This window comes from Ferrimonas lipolytica (assembly GCF_012295575.1).
Lineage (GTDB): Bacteria > Pseudomonadota > Gammaproteobacteria > Enterobacterales > Shewanellaceae > Ferrimonas > Ferrimonas lipolytica.
In genome coordinates this window covers 3,732,036-3,756,527 of sequence record NZ_CP051180.1, presented here as the reverse complement: position 1 = coordinate 3,756,527, position 24,492 = coordinate 3,732,036, and the positions used below count along the sequence as shown (strand labels likewise).

The 24,492-nt window shown below is 48.0% G+C and carries 12 protein-coding genes and 2 riboswitches; of the genes, 3 read left to right on the top strand and 9 right to left on the bottom strand.

The features are described from left to right. Positions 1–50: 50 nt before the first annotated feature. A complete protein-coding gene (locus HER31_RS17010; protein WP_168662416.1) occupies positions 51–1,187 on the bottom strand; it encodes an acyltransferase family protein in 1,137 nt (378 codons plus the stop codon). Positions 1,188–1,783: 596 nt separating this feature from the next. Further along, positions 1,784–1,868: riboswitch (cyclic di-GMP riboswitch) on the top strand. 103 nt (positions 1,869–1,971) lie between these two features. Between HER31_RS17010 and HER31_RS18940 the strand changes: the two genes are divergently transcribed. The 3 genes from HER31_RS18940 (at position 1,972) to HER31_RS16995 (ending at position 10,264) form a co-directional block, all read left to right on the top strand. Beyond that, positions 1,972–5,934, top strand: coding sequence for a hypothetical protein (locus HER31_RS18940; protein WP_202983573.1), 3,963 nt, complete (start codon positions 1,972–1,974; stop codon positions 5,932–5,934). 562 nt (positions 5,935–6,496) lie between these two features. Then, positions 6,497–6,587, top strand: a riboswitch (cyclic di-GMP riboswitch). 54 nt (positions 6,588–6,641) lie between these two features. After that, a complete protein-coding gene (locus tag HER31_RS18755; RefSeq protein WP_202983572.1) occupies positions 6,642–8,624 on the top strand; it encodes a hypothetical protein in 1,983 nt (660 codons plus the stop codon). Positions 8,625–9,193: 569 nt separating this feature from the next. After that, on the top strand, positions 9,194–10,264 hold the full coding sequence (locus tag HER31_RS16995; protein WP_168662414.1) for an acyltransferase family protein: 1,071 nt from the start codon (positions 9,194–9,196) through the stop codon (positions 10,262–10,264). A 67-nt stretch (positions 10,265–10,331) separates the two neighbouring features. Here the strand turns inward: HER31_RS16995 and tuf are convergent, their stop codons facing one another. The 8 genes from tuf to rplJ all read right to left on the bottom strand — a co-directional run bounded on the left by tuf (position 10,332) and on the right by rplJ (position 24,430). After that, a complete protein-coding gene (tuf, locus tag HER31_RS16990; protein ID WP_168662391.1) occupies positions 10,332–11,516 on the bottom strand; it encodes an elongation factor Tu in 1,185 nt (394 codons plus the stop codon). A gap of 67 nt (positions 11,517–11,583) precedes the next feature. Beyond that, entirely contained in the window at positions 11,584–13,683 is a 2,100-nt protein-coding gene (gene fusA / locus HER31_RS16985) for an elongation factor G (RefSeq protein WP_168662412.1), read from the bottom strand. Between the two features lie 135 nt (positions 13,684–13,818). Beyond that, positions 13,819–14,289, bottom strand: coding sequence for a 30S ribosomal protein S7 (gene rpsG, locus HER31_RS16980; protein WP_168662410.1), 471 nt, complete (start codon positions 14,287–14,289; stop codon positions 13,819–13,821). A gap of 82 nt (positions 14,290–14,371) precedes the next feature. Continuing rightward, positions 14,372–14,746, bottom strand: a complete 375-nt coding sequence (gene rpsL / locus HER31_RS16975; RefSeq protein WP_067666107.1) for a 30S ribosomal protein S12 — start codon at positions 14,744–14,746, stop codon at positions 14,372–14,374. A 214-nt stretch (positions 14,747–14,960) separates the two neighbouring features. Continuing rightward, positions 14,961–19,172, bottom strand: a complete 4,212-nt coding sequence (rpoC, locus tag HER31_RS16970) for a DNA-directed RNA polymerase subunit beta' (protein WP_168662407.1) — start codon at positions 19,170–19,172, stop codon at positions 14,961–14,963. Positions 19,173–19,259: 87 nt separating this feature from the next. Then, entirely contained in the window at positions 19,260–23,285 is a 4,026-nt protein-coding gene (gene rpoB / locus HER31_RS16965) for a DNA-directed RNA polymerase subunit beta (RefSeq protein ID WP_168662405.1), read from the bottom strand. Positions 23,286–23,510: 225 nt separating this feature from the next. Continuing rightward, positions 23,511–23,876, bottom strand: coding sequence for a 50S ribosomal protein L7/L12 (gene rplL, locus HER31_RS16960; RefSeq protein ID WP_168662403.1), 366 nt, complete (start codon positions 23,874–23,876; stop codon positions 23,511–23,513). A 50-nt stretch (positions 23,877–23,926) separates the two neighbouring features. Continuing rightward, a complete protein-coding gene (gene rplJ, locus HER31_RS16955) occupies positions 23,927–24,430 on the bottom strand; it encodes a 50S ribosomal protein L10 (protein ID WP_168662401.1) in 504 nt (167 codons plus the stop codon). Between the last annotated feature and the right edge of the window lie 62 nt (positions 24,431–24,492).

Below are 24,492 nucleotides of genomic sequence, written 5' to 3'. Positions count from 1 at the left end.
CTGAGGTTGCAAATCAATGACAAAGGCAACATAACACCCTACGTTGAAAGCTATTTTGCTGGTGAAGCGCACTTCACTGGCACTTTCTTCGCATGTCCATTTCTGATGGTAAGTGAGAACCGATGCTCAACCGCAACATACAGTACAAAAGAAACTATTACCGAAAAAATGAATAAAGGGATCCAAAGCCAATAATAAATATGATGACTAGAATAATCAGCACTAATGAATCGTTCCAATATCAAAAATGAAAAACTAAGAGTTAACGAATGCACTAAATAATAAGAATAACTAATGTTCCCCAACCAGCGTAACCAAGTCACAGTGAAAAATTTATAAACGGTTGAACTTTTGTTAAAAGAGCAAAGGCAAAGGTAGATGAATAGATAGGATGCCGACATCACTGCGATAACATTATTAATATCATAAATGGACTTAAATCCATATAAAGACAATGCTATAAGAAAGCAAAGCCCACCACCACGATAAACCTTTAGGCTACTAGTAGAAAATTCAAAAAGCAGTATTCCTGAAATAAACATCAACAATCTAATGTGGCTATCAGAGATAAAGCTCAAGCCAAAGCCGACAATGGAAACCGTTAACCACATCGCAACCCTTGATGAGCGCTGCCACCCTTTTAATCGCAATGAAAATACAATTAGTGGGATAATGGCGTAGTAAAACACTTCATAACTCAATGACCACGAAACGGTAATCATTGGAACAATATCAAACAGGCCTGGCAGCAAGAGTAAGTTCTGAATAAGGTATAAAATAGCGCTATAGGTATCGGCTGGTATTTTGCTTTCACTAGGGAAGATGAAAGAGAGAATAATGTAAATTATAAATACGCAAAGGAATGTCGGGTATATCCGCTTAACTCGTTTCCGAACGTATTTTGTTGGGTCAAAAACTTTCCCTTTTAAGATTGATCCATAAATAAGGTAACCACTTAAAACAAAAAATAGGTCAACCCCTAAGTGACCAAAATGCATAACGAATGACAATATATCGCTAGAGATGCCGGCGGTAAATTTTTCAACGAAAGAAGAGTAGTGAACTAAAAAAACAAGAAATACCGCAATTCCTCGTAACCCCTCCATTGACAGTAGCATGTCATGGCCACCATGGGATATCTCCAGTTTTCCTACCAACCAATGCTTGATACTGTGTCGTTTTTTCATGGCATTCTCTATCTCTAAATTTTATCTATTACCATCTGTAGCACCCTATTTTATCGTTTCACCTAACCAAGGCGCATCGCACCTCAACTCTAGTGAGCAGAGGTTATTACCTCTTACGTAGTGCGATTTTTGCTATGTGCACCCATGCCATAACCGATAGCGCCCAACTCAGGCCTCCCTGATAAAATCGCACTAGTTTTCATTATCTCTTAGCAGAAGCTATTGATTAGCTTAAGCGTAGTTCAGATATCTCGATTTTTGGTATTGACGCTAACCTCAACCTAAAACCAATTGTTGCTTGCCTAACGAGTGCTTAATCTCGTTCATCTAAAGACGTCCAATAGACCTAATGAAACTCCATAACCCCAGCGCGCCCTTATAACTAAGAATGATCAACTTCACAGATTTATCATTCACCTCAATCGACAAAAGTTACTGTTTTATCTAAAAAATGACCAGCAAGACAGTCGAAAACCAGATACTGCATCCGAACTTAATGATTGAATCAGGCTCATCTGTGCGGCAGTCTGCCCCCGATCATAAAATAGGCAAACTGCCAACCGATGCGTTGTGCAGTGTGAAATTTAATCCAAGACAGCAGAAAAAGGCATAACCAGCGAAAGCTGGTGACGCAAAGTCTCCGGTCTAAGAGCGCGAGCTTAAGATAGCGGAACTACCTCATGTCGATGATGACTCAATAACTTGGCTCTTATCCCCAGGAGCCCCGATGTTGCTTCTTCCATCTACTGCGGCCATCTCGCTGCCTGATGTATTGAGGCACATTATGAATATCAGACACCCACTTAGTTCCACTCGAATAAAACCGATCGCACTCGCTATCGCGGCATTAGCCTTTACTACTACAAACAATCAAGCACTTGCAGCAGATAGAGTTGTCTTTAATGGGGCAGACAACTACGCTCAAATGGACTCATGGCAGCCAAAAGGGAATTTTAAGGTGATCGCATGGTTGGGCGACTTGAACCCCAACGAAGATGTTCAAACGGTATTGATCAGCAACAAGCAAACCTCTGAATACATCTCTGTTTCTCACAATACAGTTAAAGCGCAATGGGATAAAAACTACCCGGGAATCTACAACCAATTTGACTTCGCCAAAACAAAATACGTAGAGATAGAGGTTCGCGATGGCGTATTAATTGCGTCAGATGGCTTAACCAAAGGCGAAGTGTATAACGTTGGCATCACCCCTACGGATACCAGCTTTGACTGGTTGTTTCGCCGTGGCGGCGGCCACTACTCTGGTGAAATAGAAGGCATTGCGCTGATTGACCTGGATAATCCAGCGAACTCCCGTGCCTACGCCTTCGACCAAACACTGGGGATGGTTGAGGTGGGAGGCCATGCTTCAACAGCACCGCTTATTAACGTCAATGACGACGACTGGCAATCAAGTACGCACACCATAACTAACCCAGACCCGAGTCACTTTAGTGATAGCGATTGGCAAGCCGCATTTGGCTCTGACGAGGGTCAACCAACGCCAGATCCCATTCCAGACCCTACTCCGGATCCAACCCCAGCTCCCGCCCCTGAAGCCAACCAAACTGCGGTTCGATTTGATGGCAGTACTAGCTATGGTTCGTTTTCTGCTTGGATACCAAGCGGCAAGTTCCGTTTAATCGCACACTTAGCTGAAATCGCATCAGATTCCGGCGCCAAAACGATGTTGCTGAGCAGCTCCAATAGTTCGGAATACCTAAGCTTTAGTCACAATAATCTGCAAGGGCAATGGGGCAGCGATTATCCCGGCATATGGGGTAAATTCGACTTCAATAAGAGCAAATATATCGATATAACCATCGATCACGGCAGCTTAACTGCGTCCGACGGCACCAATGAAGCGACCGCTTTAGCAAGTGCCATTGATCCAACTCGAGTAGCCTACGATTGGGTTTACCGACGAGGCAATGGCTACTCCACTGGTGCATTACAATCGCTCACCTTGATCGATTACAACAACCCAGCTAACTCGCGTTCGTACGCCTTTGACAACGACCATGGCATGATCGAAGTCAATGGCTACGACGGTCGCCTACTCAACATCAATAACTCAAGCTGGATTGAGGGTGACCACATTGTCAGCAATCCAGCAGAAACACACTTTGACCAGCAACTATGGGACCAAGTCTACGGTAGCGAAGATACCACTACGCCAATTGAGCCGGTCGACCCAGAGCCTACCCCAGTAGATCCAGATCCAACGCCAATAGAGCCAGAAGATCCTACTCCTGTGGATCCTACTCCGGTAGACCCAGTAGACCCGATTGAGCCTGTACCAAGCCAACAATATAGTTTGGATTTTGATGGCAAAGGTGCCTATGCCTCCATCCCTTCATGGCAACCGACAGGTAAATTCAAAGTCATTGCTCATCTGTCGAAAATCAGCAACGATGAAGGTTATAAGACGATGTTGTTAACCGACTCAAGTAGTAACAAATACTTGAGTTTCAGCCATCACAACGTGCAAGGACAATGGGGCAGTTCCTACCCTGGGATCTACGGTAAGTTTGATTTCGAACAGAGCAAATACGTTGAGTACACCATTGATCACGGTGCCATGACAGTCACCGATGGCAGCGAGAGTGCCACAGTAAAGGATGGTGCAATTGACCCAACCGCTATCAGCTACGAATGGATTTATCGTCGCAGCAATGGTTACTCTGAGGGTGGTTTACAGTCGTTATCTCTAATCGATATCAACACCCCAAGCAACTCACGTTCATACGCATTTAGCCCAGAGCGTGGCATGATCGAAGTCAATGGCAATGACGGTCAGTTACACAGCATCGACTCTGCTGCGTGGCAAGAAAGTAACAACGCTATTGAGAATCCAGCCCCTGAACATTTCCCGAGTGACAAATGGGATGCGATCTATTCAGGCGGTGACAACAACACTCCAGATCCTACCATTCCAGTAGACCCAGTAGACCCAGTAGACCCAGTAGACCCAGTAGACCCAGTAGACCCAGTAGACCCAGTAGACCCAGTAGACCCAGTAGACCCAGTAGATCCTGATCCAACAGATCCGGTTACACCAACGCCGATTAATGGCGATTTACTACTAGGTGATAATGCGCGAGCTATTAGCTTTAACGGCACCAATGCGTACTTCGACTTTGCCTCGTGGCAGGCGCAAAGCGAGCACCGTGTCGTGGCTTGGATCCGTGACTTAAGTGATGACAAAGCCTACTTGGCCAGCGGTTCAAATGCCTATTTAGCGGTAACCGAAGATTCATTTATTGGCCTGTTTAATGGCAAAGAGATCCGCTTAGACAATCGCTTTGATTTTGGCACAACCGGTTACGCTGAAGTAAACATTAGCAGCGGTAAAGTCACCGTATCAGATGGCCAAATTACCGAGTCGGTGAGCGATAGCGCGATTGGTTACCAAAGTTACAACTCGGCGATGCACTACGGTCACGATTACAGTCAGGCAAACCTGCAAGCATTAGCCTTTATTGACTACGGTAACAACGATCGGCTGCGTGCTTATAGCTTTGACGACAACCAGAACATCATTGAGAACAGCAGTGCCCCAAGTAGCGCTAACCGACTGTATAACGTTGCTAGCAGCGACTGGAAAGTGATTGATGAAGGCATCACTGCACCAGCAGCTACTATTGCAACCCAAGCAGAATGGGACGCCAGCTTTGAACATTTCTCACGTAATGGGCGCCCGTTGATGAATACCACCAACGCCAACGATAATGGCGAATACGCGTGGCACGGTCACTACTGGTTACGCGCGTACCTCACCATGGCTGAAACCTATAACGACGATAAGTACCTAGATTATGCAGTTGAGCTGGCTCAACGCATGCTCGACTACACCGATGCCAATCGTGCTAAACGTGGCGAGTTAAACATCTATTCAGAACCGTATTCGGTAGCACCAAAACTGTATCTGAATGACCGCAGCAAGATTGGTGATGGCTGGCGTCGCCCATACGGCGGGCATCGCTTGGCAGTATTGTCCGATGGCCAGATCCTTAATCCAATTATGCGTATTGTTGATTACATCAAGAGTAACAACAAATCCGGTTACATGAACCAAGCTGATGCTTTCTTAGCAAGCGCTACGACAATCATCAATAACCATAACACCTCGTACAGTACCAGTAAGAACGCCGCTATTCAGGGCTCCTACTTTTACGTTAATGACAAAAATGACCTATATGGTGACAGTGGCTTGTACTCCAATCCATTACCGTATAACCACAACATGACTTTTGCTGTAGCTATGATCTATGTGGATAAGTGGACCAGTGGTGGTGACAGTCAGATGAGCCAACGAGTACACGATATCGTTGGCTTCTTTGGCGACAACCTGCAGTTCAACAGCGATGGTACCTGTACTTGGAACTACGCTTACGATGTAAACGGTAACACCAAGATTGAAGACACCAGCCATGGTCACATGGATGTCGGTTTCTTGTTAACGGCACATAATGAAGGTTACGTTGCTGCCGAGACAATCAACTGTGCAACCAAAACCCTAACCGATAAGGTCTTTGGTGCTCCTGGTGTGTTGGCGTACGACGTAAGTGGTACCGGAGTGGCTACCATCATGGATCAAGTAGCAAGTACCTACGATTGGGCTGACTTAGCGGAATATGATGCTCGCATCAGTCAAATGAACAGCTATGTGCTGCGCCACTTTGGTGATCCAGACTGGTCACGCGCCTACTTAGGTTGGGCAACCCACTTGAAGTGGAAACAGTAATTCCCTCCAACCCGTTGGGATAACTTTTAGAGCAAAGCCAGTTGCATTCGCAGCTGGTTTTTTCACATCTACAGCCTCGAATTAAAGCGCTTAACAACTCACCGAAAACTAGTTGGCTAGCCACTCATTACTTACAAGCTGTATCGCAGGGTAAATAGATGCCAAGTAGAGAAGTAGTAGCGCTGAAATGGTGGTTTTCACCTAAATAAAGAGCAATTGGCTAAGTTAGCCGCTAACAATGGTGGATAAAAATCAGCCTAATTCACATTATTTCAGTCGATGGTGTGATCAGTACCGCGAAACCAGTAGTCACCATGTAAAAATATTGTTTCTATTTTGGCCGGCAATTAACTGCCTCAAGGTGCTGATATATAAATCAAAATTCAAATTTTGAACAATTTTACTAGCCATCGGCAAAAACTAAAAATTTCACTTAAAAATCAGATCGATGTCGTTTATCAAATCGATTTTTTAGCCAATTTGAAGCACCTGATTGTTGCCAGTAAGATGCACCCCATCAAATCGAGTCGCAGATGATTTATATTGCGACGACATTCACGACAGCAGACAAAGGCAAAGTCAGTGTGAACTGATGACGCAAAGTCTCCGGTCTCAAGCGAAGTAACACAGCTTGAGATAGCGGGACTACCACATGTCGGACCGTTTTAGGCCCCATGCCACCTTGTCTGCCGATATTGGAGTATATTATGACCAATCGGCACTTATCGAACACTTCGAAATTAAAACGTATTTTCGCCCTTAGCGCGCTTACTGTCGCCCTGACAGCATGCGGCGGCGGTAGTAGCAGTTCGGATCCTATTGATGAAACTCCACCTGTAGACAACGCGCCTATTACTGATCCAGTTGACCCAACTCCGGTTGAGCCTGATCCAGTAGAGCCGGTTGAGCCAGAGCCTGTTGACCCGGATCCAGTAGTACCGGTTGAACCAGAGCCAGAACCAGAGCCAGAGCCAGAACCAGAGCCAGAACCGGAGCCAGAGCCAGAGCCAATTGAAAACGACCTGCTATTAGGTGAAGACGCTCGAGCTATTAGCTTTAACGGCACCGACGCGTACTTTGACTTTGATGCATGGCAGGCGCAAAGCGAACACCGTATTGTGGCCTGGGTCCGTGACTTAAGTGATGACAAAGCCTACTTGGCCAGCGGTTCAAATGCCTATTTAGCGGTAACTGAAGACTCGTTTATTGGCCTGTTTAATGGCAAAGAGATCCGTTTAGACAATCGCTTTGATTTTGGCACAACCGGTTACGCTGAAGTAAACATCAATAATGGCATTGTCACTGTCTCAGATGGTCAGACTACTGAGTCAGTGAGCGATAGCTCAATTGGTTACCAAAGTTACAACTCGGCGATGCACTACGGTAATGACTACAGTCAAGCGAGCCTGCAAGCTTTAGCTTTTATTGACTACGGTAACAACGATCATCTGCGCGCATATAGCTTTGACGACAACCAGAACATCATTGAGAACAGCAGTGCCCCAAGTAGCGCTAACCGACTGTATAACGTTGCTAGCAGTGACTGGAAAGTGATTGATGAAGGAATCACTGCGCCAGAAGCTACTATTGCAACCCAAGCAGAGTGGGACGCCAGCTTTGAGCATTTCTCACGTAATGGTCGTCCGATGATGAATACCACCAACGCCAACGATAATGGCGAATACGCGTGGCACGGACACTATTGGTTACGTGCATACTTAACCATGGCTGAAACCTATAACGATGATAAGTACTTAGATTACGCAGTAGAGCTGGCTCAGCGTATGCTTGACTACACTGACACTAACCGTGCTCAGCGGGGCGAGCTAAATATCTCGGCGGAACCGTACTCGGTAGCACCGAAGCTGTTCCTGAATGATCGTAGCCAGATTGGTGATGGCTGGCGTCGTCCTTACGGTGGATACCGTTTAGCGGTATTGTCTGATGGTCAGATCCTTAACCCAATCATGCGTATTGTTGATTACATCAAGAGTAACGACAAAACAGGTTACATGACTCAGGCTGATGCTTTCTTAGCAAGCGCTACGACAATCATCAACAACCATAACTCATCCTACAGTGTGAGTAAGAACGCGGCGATTCAGGGTTCATACTTCTACGTAAACGAACAGAATGACGCCTACGGTGATAACGGCTTGTACTCTAATCCAGTACCGTACAACCACAATATGACCATGGCCGTTGCAATGATCTACGTAGACAAGTGGACCAGCGGTGGCGACAGCGTAATGGAGCAACGAGTAAATGATATTGTTGGCTTCTTTGGCGACAACTTACAGTTTAACAGCGATGGTACCTGTACTTGGAACTACGCTTACGACGTAAACGGTAACACCAAGATTGAAGACACAAGCCATGGTCACATGGATGTCGGTTTCTTATTGACCGCTCATAATGAAGGTTACGTAGAGAGTGACATCATTGAGTGTGCAACCAAGACCTTAACCGACAAGGTATTTGGTGCCCCAGGTGTGTTAGCGTACGACGTAAGTGGTACCGGTACTGCATCCATTATGGATCAGGTAGCAAGTACCTACGACTGGGCTGACTTAGCAGAATACGATGCCCGCGTAAGCGAAATGAACACTTACGTATTACGCAACTTTGGTGACCCTGATTGGTCACGAGCATACTTAGGTTGGGCAACCCACCTGAAGTGGAAACAGTAATTCCCTCCAACCCGTTGGGATAACTTTTAGAGCAAAGCCAGTTGCAACCGCAACTGGCTTTTTTGTGTCAGGGGCCATATGTAGTGCCGTAACTGCAACAAAAAGGCTGTGTCACAGCCAAGTGTTGAGGTTTATATCAAACCTTCGGCTCTACCGATTGCAGTACTCTTAAGGGGTTATGTCACGGTGGCGACAGTACATTTTTGTATGCATTAGGGGGGAGCTTCGCCCCCTTTGCAATCCCCCTTGCCTTAGGTCGCAGTCCAAAACGCTTCGCTGGACTGTTCCAATGCGGCAAAAGATCAACGGCGGTAGTGCTTTCCTCTTGTATCAAAACTCGCCTAGCCGGGGCTTTAACAGCATTGAAAAGAACAGCACTTAATTGGTATACAGCCAACAAAAAGCAATGCTAATAAGTTTATTTTGGCAACCAAAATTTAAAATTTATTCAAATATATCAACTACTAATGCAATTGCCACAGGCTTAATAAACTTAATTACCCCCCCAATACCCAAGCCATTAACTACCATTTAAGCCTTCGGAGTAACAATTTTTGGGTCAGTAGTAGATGTTTTATAAGCTCGAAAGCCTAAGAGGAATCGCAGCACTGTTAGTCGTGCTTTATCACTCGCCATATCACTTTGACACCTCGTCGACGCTCTTCATCCACAACAGCTACCTATTTGTTGATCTGTTTTTTATCTTATCCGGCTTTGTGATGTCCTACGCCTATGGTGACCGAATAGGGCGCAATATTACCTTTGGCGACTACCTAATACTTCGTTTGGGGCGAATGTACCCACTGCACCTTATTAGCCTCTTGCTGATGCTCGCCTATTTCTGCCTCAAATCGGTGCTATTTCACTGGGAGGTTGCCGGAGGGGGCGCATTACTCTCCTCTGACGGTCAAATCTCATCCTTCATTGGCAATCTCTTACTGTTGCAGTCAGTGGGGATATTTGATCACCTAACCTGGAACACTCCAAGTTGGAGCGTCAGTGCAGAAATACTCACTTACGTGGTGTTCTTCGCGACAACATTCTTTATCGATAGGCATAAATCACTATGGTTACCACCATTAATTGCCTTTAGCTGCTACCTATTTCTATTTACTTTAGGTCGTGACAACCTCGACATTACCTATGATTTTGGCTTTGTCCGGTGTATTGCCGCGTTCTACCTCGGGGTAGGGATCAATCGTTTACGTCGGTTCGAGTCTCTGACAAAAAAGATCGCGCAGCGTATTGAATTGTTGGAGTGGTTAACCGTTATCGGAATAGTAATCGCAATCTTCAATGCCGAAGTTTACCCAGCGATGTGGATCGGTGTCGTTACCACCTTTACTCTGGCTATTATCGTCTTTAGCAGCGACCATAACGGCACATTAGGACGGTTATTACTAGCCCAAGTGTTGCAGCTTAGTGGACGCTGGTCCTACTCAATTTATATGCTCCATCTGCTCATCATTCTTCTGCTCAGCAACCTATTCGGGAATACATACCAAGGTTGGTCAGCAATAGCGCTAAACAGCACAATCGTTGCCATCACCGTCGTGGTTTCAGCTATGAGTTTTGAGAAGATTGAGAAACCGTGGCGAGATAGAGCCAAGAGGCTAATAGCTAACAGACCCCCAAGCTAGGTCAATAGACACAAAAAAGGCGCCCCTAGGGACGCCTTTTTCAAAGTGTAGTGTTAACTACCGTTGATTACTCAACGATGGTAGCAACAACACCAGCACCTACAGTACGGCCACCTTCACGGATAGCGAAACGTAGGCCTTCTTCCATCGCGATTGGTGCGATCAAAGTAACATCCATTTGGATGTTGTCACCAGGCATTACCATTTCAACGCCTTCTGGCAGTTCGATGGTACCGGTGATGTCAGTAGTACGGAAGTAGAACTGTGGACGGTAGCCCTTGAAGAAAGGAGTGTGACGACCACCCTCTTCTTTAGACAGTACGTATACTTCTGAAGTGAAACGAGTGTGTGGGTTAATGGTGCCTGGGTGTGCCAGTACCTGACCACGTTCTACGTCTTCACGCTTAGTACCACGCAGAAGAACACCACAGTTCTCACCAGCGCGACCTTCGTCAAGCAGCTTGCGGAACATTTCAACACCAGTACAGGTAGTCTTAGTGGTTTCTTTAACGCCTACGATTTCTACATCGTCGCCTACACGTACGATACCGCGCTCTACACGACCAGTTACTACAGTACCACGGCCTTGGATAGAGAATACGTCTTCGATTGGCAGCAAGAATGCACCATCTACTGCACGCTCTGGCTCTGGAATGTAAGTATCCAGGGCTTCAGCTAGTTCGATGATCTTAGCTTCCCACTCAGCTTCGCCTTCTAGGGCTTTCAGAGCAGAACCCTGAATTACTGGAGTGTCATCACCTGGGAAATCGTACTCAGACAGAAGTTCACGAACTTCCATTTCTACCAGCTCAAGCAGCTCTTCGTCATCTACCATGTCACACTTGTTCAGGAACACGATGATGTAAGGTACGCCTACCTGACGAGACAGCAGGATGTGCTCACGAGTCTGTGGCATTGGGCCATCAGTTGCTGCACAAACCAGGATAGCGCCGTCCATTTGAGCAGCACCGGTGATCATGTTTTTAACGTAATCAGCGTGTCCTGGGCAATCTACGTGTGCGTAGTGACGGATCTCAGTGTCGTACTCAACGTGAGAAGCTGCGATGGTGATACCACGCTCGCGCTCTTCTGGAGCGTTATCGATCTGATCAAAAGCTTTAGCTTCGCCACCCATGTGCTTTGCCAGCACGTTGGTGATTGCAGCGGTCAGAGTGGTTTTACCGTGGTCAACGTGGCCAATAGTACCAACGTTAACGTGCGGTTTCGTACGTTCAAACTTTTCTTTAGACACGACGTCTTTCCTTTCAATATGCGACCCGGCCGCATGCGACCGGATCTGTTAACGAACTGGTGTTCGATTAGCCCATACGGGCATCAATAATAGACTTAGCTACGCTCGCAGGGGTTTCATTATACTCAACAAATTCCATTGAGTAAGAAGCACGACCCTGTGTTGCGGAGCGCAAGTCTGTGGCATAGCCAAACATTTCAGATAATGGCACTTTGGCATGTACGATCTTAAGACCGGCCACACCATCGTCCATACCTTCGATCAAGCCACGACGGCGGTTCAAGTCGCCTACAACATCACCCATCCAGTCTTCTGGAGTCGTTACTTCAACCTTCATCATTGGTTCAAGCAACACAGGTGATGCATCCAAGGCTCCGTTCCGGAAGCCTATGGCACCAGCCACTTTAAACGCCATTTCGTTCGAATCCACATCGTGGAAGGAACCGTCGTACAGAGTAACTTTAACGTCAAGCACAGGGAAGCCTGCGATGACACCTTGTCCCATCTGTTCTTGGATACCTTTATCTACAGCAGGGATAAATTCACGAGGAACTGTCCCGCCGACGATTTCGTTTACGAACTCGTAGCCAAATCCCGCCTCCTGTGGTTCTAGCTTCAGCCAGACGTGACCATATTGGCCCTTACCACCGGATTGACGGATAAACTTACCTTCACAGTTAACGCTTTGGCGAATCGTTTCGCGGTATGCCACCTGTGGCTTACCAACGTTACAATCAACGCTAAATTCACGTTTCATGCGATCAACAATAATGTCGAGGTGTAATTCGCCCATTCCAGAGATCAACGTTTGTCCTGACTCTTGGTCAGTTTCAACGCGGAAGGATGGATCCTCTGCAGCCAGTTTACCCAGTGCAACGCCCATCTTCTCTTGATCGGCCTTGGTTCGCGGCTCAACTGCGATCTGGATCACAGGTTCCGGAAATTCCATCCGCTCAAGTATCACTTTATGGTCCTGATCACAAAGGGTATCACCAGTAGTGACATCTTTTAGACCAACGGCAGCGGCGATATCGCCAGCCCGAACCTCTTTAATTTCTTTACGATCATTTGAGTGCATTTGCACCATACGACCGAAGCGTTCACGCTTTTGCTTTACTGAGTTATAAACCGCTTGGCCAGTTTCGGCCACACCAGAATATACCCGCATAAAGGTTAAGGTGCCCACAAATGGGTCGGTTGCGATCTTGAAAGCCAATGCCGCAAACGGAGCAGCATCATCAGACTCACGCGATACCTCGTTGTCATCCATATCCACACCGGTGATAGCCGGTACTTCTGGTGGTGACGGCAGGTATTCTACAACTGCATCCAAAACCGCTTGTACGCCTTTGTTCTTAAATGCAGAACCACAGGTTGCCAATACGATTTCGTTGTTAAGAGTACGTTGACGCAGACCAGCTTTGATCTCCGCTTCAGAGAGCTCGCCCTCTTCTAAGTACTTCTCCATTAACTCTTCAGTCGCTTCTGCAGCCGACTCAACCATGTACTCGCGCCACTCCTCAGCCTGATCAACCAGATCATCTGGGATCGCTAAGTAGTCGAAAGTCATGCCCTGATCGGCTTCATTCCAGCTGATGTACTTCATCTTAAGCAGATCAATAACGCCGGCGAACTCTTCTTCGGTACCGACATTGAGCTGGATAGGCACACAGTTTGCGCCCAAACGGTCGCGAATCTGTTCAACCACACGTTCAAAGTCAGCGCCGGCACGATCCATCTTATTGACGAAGACCAGTCGAGGTACATGATATTTATCAGCTTGACGCCATACGGTCTCAGACTGAGGCTCAACGCCAGAAGCGCCACAGAAAACCACCACAGCACCATCAAGTACGCGTAGCGAACGTTCTACTTCAATGGTGAAGTCAACGTGCCCTGGAGTATCGATGATGTTGATGCGATGCTCAGGGTATTGCGCTTCCATACCGCGCCAAAAGGTGGTGGTAGCAGCTGAAGTGATAGTAATACCACGCTCCTGCTCCTGCTCCATCCAATCCATGGTCGCAGCGCCGTCGTGTACTTCACCGATCTTATGAGATAGACCCGTGTAGAACAATACGCGCTCAGAAGTAGTAGTTTTACCAGCGTCTACGTGAGCCACAATACCGATGTTACGGTAGCGCTCGAGCGGGGTTGTACGAGCCAAAATAGTTTCCTCTAGCTAACGCCTTACGCGTTATACCAATCAATAATGATATAGGGCTATGCTCTGGGTAGAGTCCTATATCGCTAGTGACTAGAATGAAAAGTGGCGTGGCACATACGTGCCACGCCAAAGTCATTACCAGCGGTAATGTGCGAACGCTTTGTTCGCGTCAGCCATACGGTGAACGTCTTCACGTTTCTTAACCGCAGTGCCTTTATTTTCGCTTGCATCTAACAGTTCACCTGCCAGGCGCAGAGCCATCGATTTTTCGCTACGCTTACGGGCGGCTTCAACCAACCAGCGCATAGCTAGTGCGTTACGACGCACTGGGCGAACTTCTACCGGCACCTGGTAAGTAGAACCACCAACACGGCGGGACTTAACTTCCACAGATGGACGGATGTTGTCCAGAGCGGCTTCAAAAATATCTAAATGAGCTTTGCTTGATTTCTCAGCAGCTACGTCCAGACCACCATAGATGATCTTTTCAGCAGTGGACTTTTTACCGTCCAGCATCATTACGTTTACGAACTTTGCCAGAAGCTCTGATCCGAACTTAGGATCTGGCAGGATTTTACGTTGACCTACGACGCGACGTCTTGGCATGGGAATTCTCCGAATATATTCAGGTTAATCCAAAACTGGATAAACAAATTAAAAAAGTTTGGCCTTACTTAACGGAGGACCATTAAGACTTAGGACGCTTAGCACCGTACTTAGAGCGACCTTGGCGACGGTCAGAAACACCAGCGGTGTCCAGAGCGCCACGAACAGTGTGGTAACGAACACCTGGCAAATCTTTTACACGACCGCCACGGATAAGTACTACAGAGTGCTCTTGCAGGTTGTGACCTTCACCACCGATGTAAGAAGTAACTTCAAAACCGTTGGTCAGGCGAACACGACATACTTTACGCAGTGCAGAGTTCGGTTTTTTAGGGGTAGTGGTGTATACACGAGTACATACGCCACGCTTTTGTGGGCACGCAGCCAGTGCAGGAACGTTGGTCTTTTGAACCTTGTCCTTGCGAGGCTTACGAACCAGCTGATTAACAGTAGCCATTCATATCTCCTGATTGACTGAGGCAAACTCAGCAATCCAGTATTAGTTGCGAAAAATCGATGCCCCACAGAATGGGGACGCGAAATTTTAAGCACCTTGGGGGTACGTGTCAAGAATTAGCCAAAGAAGATCGCAAAGATCGCCAATGATCGTGACCCAAAACAAAAAGGGCATCCATGCGGATGCCCTTCTATATCAACGCTGAACTAGGATTTTACTGATTGCCGCCGGTTAGGGAAGCATTCAACAAATCAGCCAAGTTCTGCTCAGCTTCAGACGCAGATACAGCTGGTGCTGCTTCAACGTTTGCTGCTTTAGCCTTGTTGCGGTGGTAAGCGAAACCGGTACCTGCTGGGATCAGACGACCCACGGTAACGTTCTCTTTCAAGCCACGCAAATCATCACGCTTACCGTAAGTGGCAGCGTCAGTCAGTACGCGAGTTGTTTCCTGGAACGATGCCGCCGAGATAAACGATTCGGTCGCCAAGGAAGCCTTGGTAATACCCAACAGTTCACGCTCGAAGGTTGCCGGACGTTGGCCTTCAGCTAACTCACGGTTAGCTTGGCTAACGCGAGCAACTTCAGCCTGTTCGCCTGGCAGCAGATCGGTATCGCCACCGTCAACGATGATGCACTTACGCAACATCTGACGAATAACAACTTCGATGTGCTTGTCGTTGATCTTAACGCCCTGCAGACGGTATACGTCCTGCACTTCGTTAACGATGTAGTTTGCAACAGCGTGGATGCCACGTAGACGTAGAATGTCATGTGGAGCCTCTGGGCCATCAGCAATTACTTCACCGCGTTCAACTTTTTCACCTTCGAACACGTTCAGGTTACGCCACTTAGGAATCATCTCTTCGTACTGTGCAGCACCATCGTGTGGAGTGATTACCAGACGACGCTTGCCTTTAGTTTCTTTACCGAACGAGATGGTACCGGTGATTTCGGCCAGAATTGCAGGTTCTTTCGGCTTACGCGCTTCGAACAAGTCAGCAACTCGTGGCAGACCACCAGTAATATCCTTAGTACCGCCAGATTCCTGCGGGATACGCGCAACCGCATCACCCACGTTCACTGAAGCACCATCTTCCAGGTTTACAATCGCGTTGCCAGACAGGAAGTACTGTGCCGCAACTTCAGTGCCTGGAATCAGGATATCTTTACCGGATGCATCAACCAATTTCACCATTGGACGCATCTCTTTACCTGCAGCCGGACGTTGTGCCGGATCCAGTACCAAGATGCTAGACAGACCAGTCAGTTCATCGGTCTGTTTGGTCATGGTTACGCCGTCGATCATGTCAACAAACTTAACCATACCTTCTACTTCGGTGATGATTGGGTGAGTGTGCGGATCCCAGTTAGCAACGATATCGCCAGCGTTAACTGCATCGCCTTCTTTGATCTCAAGTACTGCACCGTAAGGGAGCTTGTAACGCTCTTTCTCACGACCCAGGTCATCGATAACGGCCAGTTCGGTAGAACGGGAGGTTACAACGATCTTGCCATCAGCGTTGATAACGAACTTCTCGTTATGTAGCTTGATGGAGCCGCTGTTCTTAACCTGAACATTGGTTTCTGCAGACGCACGAGATGCCGCACCACCAATGTGGAACGTACGCATCGTAAGCTGGGTACCCGGCTCACCAATAGACTGTGCCGCAACAACACCAACCGCTTCACCTTCAGCCACCATGTGACCTCGAGCCAAGTCACGGCCGTAACAGTTCTTACAAACACCGAAATCGGTGTTACAAGTAATTACCGAACGAACCACGATTTCATCAACAGAAGCTTTGTCGATAACGTCACACAGTTTCTCATCCAGCAAAGTGTTGCGTGGAATCAGAACTTCGTCTTCGGTACCAGGCTTAATGATGTCTTTGCCAACAACACGGCCCAATACGCGTTCGCGTAACGGCTCAACTACATCACCACCTTCAATCAGCGGCTTAACAATCAAACCTTCCTCTGAACCACAGTCATCTTCAACGATAACCAGATCCTGAGATACGTCTACCAGACGACGAGTCAAGTAACCGGAGTTAGCGGTCTTCAGTGCGGTATCGGCCAAACCTTTACGAGCACCGTGAGTCGAGATGAAGTACTGCTGTACGTTCAGACCTTCTTTAAAGTTCGCCTTAATTGGCGTCTCGATGATGGAGCCATCCGGCTTAGCCATCAGACCACGCATACCCGCCAACTGACGAATCTGAGCGGCACTACCACGAGCGCCTGAATCGGCCATCATGAAGATGCTGTTGAACGACTTCTGTTCCTCATTTACGCCATCGCGGTTAACCACGGTGTCGGTAGACAAGTTTTCCATCATAGCCTTAGCAACTTGTTCGTTGGCAGAGGCCCAGATATCGATCACTTTGTTGTAACGTTCGCCCGCGGTCACAAGACCGGCTTGGAACTGTTCGGTGATCTCTGCTACTTCCGCTTCCGCGTCAGCAATGATGGTCTTCTTCTCGTCCGGTACAACCATGTCGTTAATACCAACAGAGGTACCAGACACAGTGGCGTATGCGAAACCGGTGTACATCAATTGGTCAGCGAAGATAACAGTATCTTTCAGACCACACTTACGGTAGCAAGTGTTCAGTACGTTAGAGATAGGCTTCTTACCCATGTCTTGGTTGATCAGTTCAAAGTGCAAGCCCTTTGGAAGGATCTGAGACAGGATAGAGCGACCAACAGTGGTATCGATGATCTTGGTTTCTTCGATAACGTTACCGTCTTCGTCGGTAAAGCTGTCGTTGATACGAACCTTAACGCGAGCGTGCAGTTCAGCTTGACCAGTACGGTACGCTTTTTCTGCTTCTTCAACGTTAGCGAAAGCCATGCCTTCGCCTTTGGCGTTCACCTTTTCACGGGTCATGTAGTACAGACCCAATACCACATCCTGAGACGGGGTGATTACAGGATCACCAGACGCCGGGGACAAGATGTTGTTGGTGGACATCATCAGGGCACGCGCTTCAAGCTGAGCTTCCAGAGTCAACGGTACGTGTACCGCCATCTGGTCACCATCGAAGTCAGCGTTGTACGCAGCACAAACCAATGGGTGCAGCTGAATCGCTTTACCTTCAATCAGTACCGGTTCAAATGCCTGGATACCCAAACGGTGAAGAGTAGGTGCACGGTTCAACAGTACTGGGTGTTCACGAATCACTTCGTCCAGTACATCCCAAACCTCAGCCTGCTCGCGCTCAACCATCTTCTTAGCAGCTTTAATGGTGGTCGCTAAACCACGTGCTTCCAGCTTGCCGTAGATGAATGGCTTGAACAGCTCCAGAGCCATCTTCTTAGGAAGACCACACTGATGCAAACGCAGGGTAGGACCTACAGTAATTACCGAACGACCAGAGTAATCTACGCGTTTACCCAGCAAGTTCTGACGGAAACGACCCTGCTTACCTTTAATCATGTCAGCCAGAGATTTCAGCGGACGACGGTTGGAGCCAGTGATGGCGCGACCGCGACGGCCGTTATCCAACAACGCATCTACAGATTCCTGCAGCATACGTTTTTCATTGCGTACGATGATGTCTGGTGCAGCTAGATCAAGCAGACGCTTCAGACGGTTGTTACGGTTGATCACACGGCGGTACAGATCGTTCAGATCAGAAGTCGCAAAACGACCACCATCCAATGGTACCAACGGACGCAGATCTGGCGGCAGAACCGGCAGAACGCCCATGATCATCCACTCAGGCTTGTTGCCAGAGTGGTAGAAAGCTTCCATCAGCTTCAAACGCTTGGTCAGCTTCTTACGCTTAGTTTCAGAGTTGGTTTGTGGCAACTCCTCACGCATAACGCCAATTTCTGCTTCCAGATCGATGTCTTTCAACAGCTCTTGAACAGCTTCAGCACCCATGCGAGCGTCAAACTCGTCACCGTGCTCTTCCAAGGCGTCTAAGTACTCTTCTTCGGTCAGCATTTGGCCGCGCTCAAGCGCAGTCATGCCTGGTTCGATAACCACGTAGGACTCGAAGTACAGTACGCGCTCGATGTCGCGTAAAGTCATATCCAGCAACAAACCGATGCGCGATGGCAGCGACTTGAGGAACCAGATGTGTGCTACTGGAGAAGCCAGCTCGATGTGACCCATACGCTCACGACGTACTTTAGTTTGGGTTACTTCAACGCCACACTTTTCACAAATAACACCACGGTGCTTCAGGCGCTTGTACTTGCCACACAGACACTCATAGTCCTTAACTGGACCAAAGATACGGGCACAGAACAAGCCGTCGCGTTCTGGCTTGAACGTACGGTAGTTAATGGTTTCCGGCTTTTTAACTTCACCGAACGACCAAGAACGGATCATGTCCGGCGCAGCCAGACCAATCTTGATGCCGTTGAATTCTTCGGACGTATTCTGTTTCTTTAGAAACTGAAGTAAGTCTTTCACATTCGTCTCCCAAATTGGGTTTTAGATGCGCAGTTCCGCAAACGGAACTGCGCCCTTAGCCATGCCACCTATTGGTGACAGCGACGCTTATTCCTGGTCCAACTCGATGTTGATACCCAGTGAGCGGATCTCTTTCAACACTACGTTGAAGGATTCTGGCAAGCCTGGCTGCATTGAGTAGTTTCCGTCCACGATGCTCTTATACATCTGAGTACGGCCGTTCACGTCATCGGACTTCACGGTTAACATCTCTTGCAGGGTGTAGGCTGCACCGTAGGCCTGTAGGGCCCACACTTCCATCTCACCGAAACGCTGACCACCGAACTGTGCTTTACCACCCAGCGGCTGCTGAGTAACCAAGCTGTAAGAACCGGTAGAACGCGCGTGCATCTTGTCATCAACCAAGTGGTTCAACTTCAGCATGTACATGTAACCAACGGTTACCGGACGTTCGAAGGTGTTACCAGTACGGCCATCGTACAAAGTGAACTGACCGGAATCCGGCAGGTCACCTAGGGTCAACAGCTCTTTGATTTCAGACTCAGCAGCACCGTCGAACGCAGGGGTAGCCATTGGCATACCGCCCTTCAGGTTTTTAGCCAGACGCAGCACTTCGGCGTCAGAGAAGGTAGACAGGTCTACTTTCTGCTGCGACTCACCGATGTCGTATGCTTTCTGGATAAACTGGCGCATCTCTTCAACTTCACGCTGTTGTTCCAGCATGGCGTTGATCTTGTCACCAATTCCCTTAGCGGCCATACCCAAGTGAACTTCAAGGATCTGACCGATGTTCATACGCGACGGTACACCCAGCGGGTTAAGTACGATGTCGACCGGCTGGCCGAACTCATCGTGTGGCATGTCTTCAACAGGAACGATGGTGGAAATTACACCTTTGTTACCGTGACGACCGGCCATCTTATCGCCTGGCTGGATGCGACGTTTAACCGCAAGGTAAACCTTAACAATCTTCTGAACACCTGGGTTCAGATCATCGCCTTGGGTGATCTTGCGACGCTTGGTTTCAAACTTCTTATCGAAGTCAGCTTTCAGCTCATCGTGCTGGCCAGCCAACTGCTCAAGTTCGGTTTGCTTAGCTTCGTCGTCTAGTGGCAGTTCTAACCACTTAGCGCGATCCATACCGTCCAGCTGAGCTTCGCTCATACCGGTAGACAGCAGCAGGTTGCGAGCACGAGCGTAAACGCCGTTCTCAAGGATGCTGAACTCTTCAGTCAGATCCTTCTTCGCTTCACGCAGCTGCATGTTCTCGATATCAACCGCACGTTTGTCTTTTTCTACGCCATCGCGAGTAAAGACTTGAACGTCGATAACGGTACCGTAAACAGAGTTAGGTACACGCAGAGAGGAATCCTTAACATCGGACGCCTTCTCACCGAAGATGGCACGCAATAGCTTCTCTTCTGGAGTCAGCTGGGTTTCGCCTTTCGGAGTTACCTTACCTACCAGAATGTCGCCAGGTTTCATTTCAGCGCCAACGTAAACGATGCCAGACTCGTCCAATTTAGACAGAGCAGACTCACCTACGTTAGGGATATCAGCAGTGATCTCTTCAGAGCCAAGCTTGGTATCACGAGCAATACAGGAAAGTTCCTGAATGTGAATGGTCGTCAGGCGATCTTCCTGAACCACTCGCTCGGACAGCAAGATGGAATCCTCAAAGTTGAAACCGTTCCAAGTCATGAATGCTACGCGCAAGTTCTGACCCAAAGCCAAATCACCCAAGTCGGTAGACGGGCCATCGGCCAATACGTCACCGCGAGTTGCAATTTCACCAACGTTACAAACTGGACGCTGGTTAATGCAGGTGTTTTGGTTAGAACGGGTGTACTTGGTCAAGTTGTAGATGTCGATGCCGGCTTCGCCTGCAACCAACTCATCTTCGTGTACCTTAACCACGATGCGAGAAGCATCGACGTAATCAATTACACCACCACGCTTAGCAACAACGGTTACACCGGAGTCAACAGCTACTGCACGTTCAATACCGGTACCTACCAATGGCTTATCAGCCTTCAAAGTAGGAACGGCCTGACGCTGCATGTTCGCACCCATCAAGGCTCGGTTAGCATCATCGTGTTCCAAGAACGGAATCAAAGACGCTGCCACAGAGATGATCTGCTGTGGAGAGATGTCCATGAACTGAACTTGATCAGGAGTAACGAATGAAGATTCACCCTTGTGACGTGCTGCAACCAACTCATCAGACAACATGCTGTTGCTGTCGATGATAGCGTTAGCCTGAGCCACCACATAGTGACCTTCTTCGATAGCAGAAAGGTATTCTACTTCTTCAGTCACTTTGCCATCGATAACACGACGGTAAGGGGTCTCTAGGAAACCGTACTCGTTAGTACGAGCAAAGGTTGCCAAAGAGTTGATCAAACCAATGTTTGGACCTTCAGGGGTCTCAATTGGACACAGACGACCGTAGTGAGTTACGTGTACATCTCGAACTTCGAAACCAGCACGCTCACGGGTCAAGCCGCCAGGACCCAAGGCCGAAATACGACGCTTGTGGGTCACTTCTGACAACGGGTTGTTCTGATCCATAAACTGCGACAGCTGAGAAGAACCGAAGAACTCTTTAACTGCTGCAGAGATAGGCTTGGCGTTGATCAGATCCTGAGGCATCAGGGAATCCAGATCGCCCAAAGACAGACGCTCACGTACTGCACGCTCAACACGTACCAGACCTACACGGAACTGGTTTTCGGCCATTTCGCCAACAGAACGGATACGACGGTTGCCCAAGTGATCGATATCATCGACTTCATCACCGCCATTGCGGATCTCGATGATCTTCTTCATCACGTCAACGATGTCTTCTTTGGTCAGAATGCCAACACCGGTGGACTCATCACGGCCCAGACGACGGTTGAACTTCATGCGACCAACAGTAGACAGATCGTAACGATCTTCACTGAAGAACAGATTTTGGAACAGCGCTTCGGCAGCATCGCGGGTTGGCGGCTCGCCTGGGCGCATCATGCGGTAGATCTCTACCAACGCTTCCATACGATCGTTGGTTGAATCAACGCCGATGGTAGTGGACATGTACGGGCCATTGTCCAACTCGTTGAAGTACAGAGTATCAAACGCTTTGATATCAGCTTGAGACAGCTTAGCTACGTCTTCCAGAGTTAACTCTTGGTTAGCCGCAACGATCAGCTCGCCAGTTGCTTCGTCAACGTAGTCTTGACCACTTACTTTGCCCTGCAAGTACTCAACAGGTACTTCCAGTTCAGTCACGCCACCTTTTTCAAGTTGACGGATATGACGAGCAGTAATACGACGTCCGGTTTCAACTAAAACCTTGCCATCGTTGTCTTTGATATCAAATACCGCAGTTTCGCCACGCAGACGCTCTGGGATCAGATCCATCACCAGCTTGTCTTTCTTCAAGGTGAAGGTCACCTTGTCGAAGAACATGTCTAGGATCTCTTGAGTAGAGTAATCCAGAGCACGCAGAATGATAGACGCTGGCAATTTACGACGACGGTCGATACGAACAAACAAGTTGTCTTTCGGATCGAACTCGAAGTCCAGCCAAGAACCACGGTAAGGGATAACGCGAGCGTTATATAAAACTTTACCAGATGAGTGAGTCTTACCACGGTCGTGGTCGAAGAACACACCTGGAGAACGGTGCAACTGAGATACGATTACGCGCTCAGTACCGTTAATTACGAAAGTACCGTTTTCGGTCATGAGCGGCATATCGCCCATGTAGACTTCCTGCTCTTTAATATCCTTTACAGCGCCACCGTTCTCTTTGTCCAGTGTCACCATGCGCAGCTTAACGCGCAGAGGAGCAGAATAAGTAATGCCACGGATCTGACACTCTTTTACGTCAAATACTGGTTCGCCTAGCTTGTAGCTAACGTAATCCAGTGAAGCATAACCAGAGAAGGACTTGATCGGGAAAACACTGCGGAATGCAGCTTCCAGACCACGCTCACCTTCTGGGTCTTGCTCTAGGAAGTTTTGGAACGAGTCCAGCTGGATTGACAGCAGGTAAGGTACGTCTAGTACTTTTGGACGCTTACCAAAATCCTTGCGGATGCGTTTTTTCTCGAAATCGGAGTAAACCATGGGGTTCCTCTGTTCGTGATTGGAGACCAAAAATATCTGAATTTACAGATATTTCGCCCTAAATTGGCGCAAGAACCTAACCAATAATCTCTGCCAGGCCCGCGTTCCTAGATGGTTCGTGATCAATAGAAAGATCACTAGCGCATATAGCGCAAAAAGGCCGGTGGTTATTTAACCACCAGCCCAACCTGATTTTTACATCAGGCGCATAAGCTATAGGATAGCTTACTTAAGCTCAACTTTACAGCCAGCTTCTTCCAGTTGCTTCTGCAAACCTTCAGCTTCGTCTTTTGCAATAGCTTCTTTAACAGCTACTGGTACAGACTCAACCATAGCTTTGGCTTCTTTCAGGCCAAGGCCGGTAGCGCCACGAACTGCTTTAATAGCAGCAACTTTGTTGCCACCGAAGTCAGTCAGAACTACGTCAAATTCGGTTTTCTCTTCAACAGCAGCTGCATCGCCACCGCCAGATACTACTGCAGCAGCAGCAGATACGCCGAATTTTTCTTCCATAGCTTCGATCAGTTCAACAACGTCCATTACGGACATTTCAGCTACAGCTTCGATGATTTGGTCTTTAGTGATAGACATTTTTAAATCCTACAATTATTTCTGAAAAAAAGTTTAAGCAGCTAGCCGAATTAGGCAGCTTGCTCTTCTTTTTGGTCGCGCAGAGCAGCCAGAGTACGAACCAGCTTGCCAGCAGATGCTTCTTTCATAGTCATCATCAACTGTGCAATCGCTTCGTCGTAAGTTGGCAGCTTAGCCAGACGGTCAATTTGCTCGGCAGGGATCAGCTCCCCTTCGTATGCCAGTGCTTTAACCTCAAACGCGTTCTCTTGTTTAGCAAAGTCTTTGAAAAGACGTGCTGCAGCACCTGGGTGCTCGTTAGAGAATGCGATCAGGGTTGGACCGGTGAAAGCAGTAGACAGACACTCGTAAGAGGTTCCTTCTACAGCACGCTTTGCCAAGGTGTTACGCACTACGCGCATAGATACACCGGCTTCGCGAGCTTGCTTACGCAATTCGGTCATTGCGCCTACAGTTACGCCACGTGAATCGGCAACAACTGCGGACAGAGCACCTTTGGCAGCTTCGTTGACTTCAGCAACAATTGCTTTTTTGCCTTCGAGGTTTAATGCCATTGGGCTTTACTCCTGGATTCCACCTAGGTTTTGACACCTAGAAACTAATAACCCCATTACTG

Excerpts from the sequence above, each read along its gene's own strand:
- rpsL (WP_067666107.1), bottom strand. The coding sequence starts at position 14,746 with ATGGCTACTGTTAATCAGCTGGTTCGTAAGCCTCGCAAGGACAAGGTT.
- HER31_RS18940 (WP_202983573.1), top strand. The coding sequence starts at position 1,972 with ATGAATATCAGACACCCACTTAGTTCCACTCGAATAAAACCGATCGCA.
- rpoB (WP_168662405.1), bottom strand. The coding sequence starts at position 23,285 with ATGGTTTACTCCGATTTCGAGAAAAAACGCATCCGCAAGGATTTTGGT.
- rplL (WP_168662403.1), bottom strand. The coding sequence starts at position 23,876 with ATGTCTATCACTAAAGACCAAATCATCGAAGCTGTAGCTGAAATGTCC.
- HER31_RS17010 (WP_168662416.1), bottom strand. The coding sequence starts at position 1,187 with ATGAAAAAACGACACAGTATCAAGCATTGGTTGGTAGGAAAACTGGAG.
- rplJ (WP_168662401.1), bottom strand. The coding sequence starts at position 24,430 with ATGGCATTAAACCTCGAAGGCAAAAAAGCAATTGTTGCTGAAGTCAAC.
- HER31_RS18755 (WP_202983572.1), top strand. The coding sequence starts at position 6,642 with ATGACCAATCGGCACTTATCGAACACTTCGAAATTAAAACGTATTTTC.
- rpsG (WP_168662410.1), bottom strand. The coding sequence starts at position 14,289 with ATGCCAAGACGTCGCGTCGTAGGTCAACGTAAAATCCTGCCAGATCCT.
- HER31_RS16995 (WP_168662414.1), top strand. The coding sequence starts at position 9,194 with ATGTTTTATAAGCTCGAAAGCCTAAGAGGAATCGCAGCACTGTTAGTC.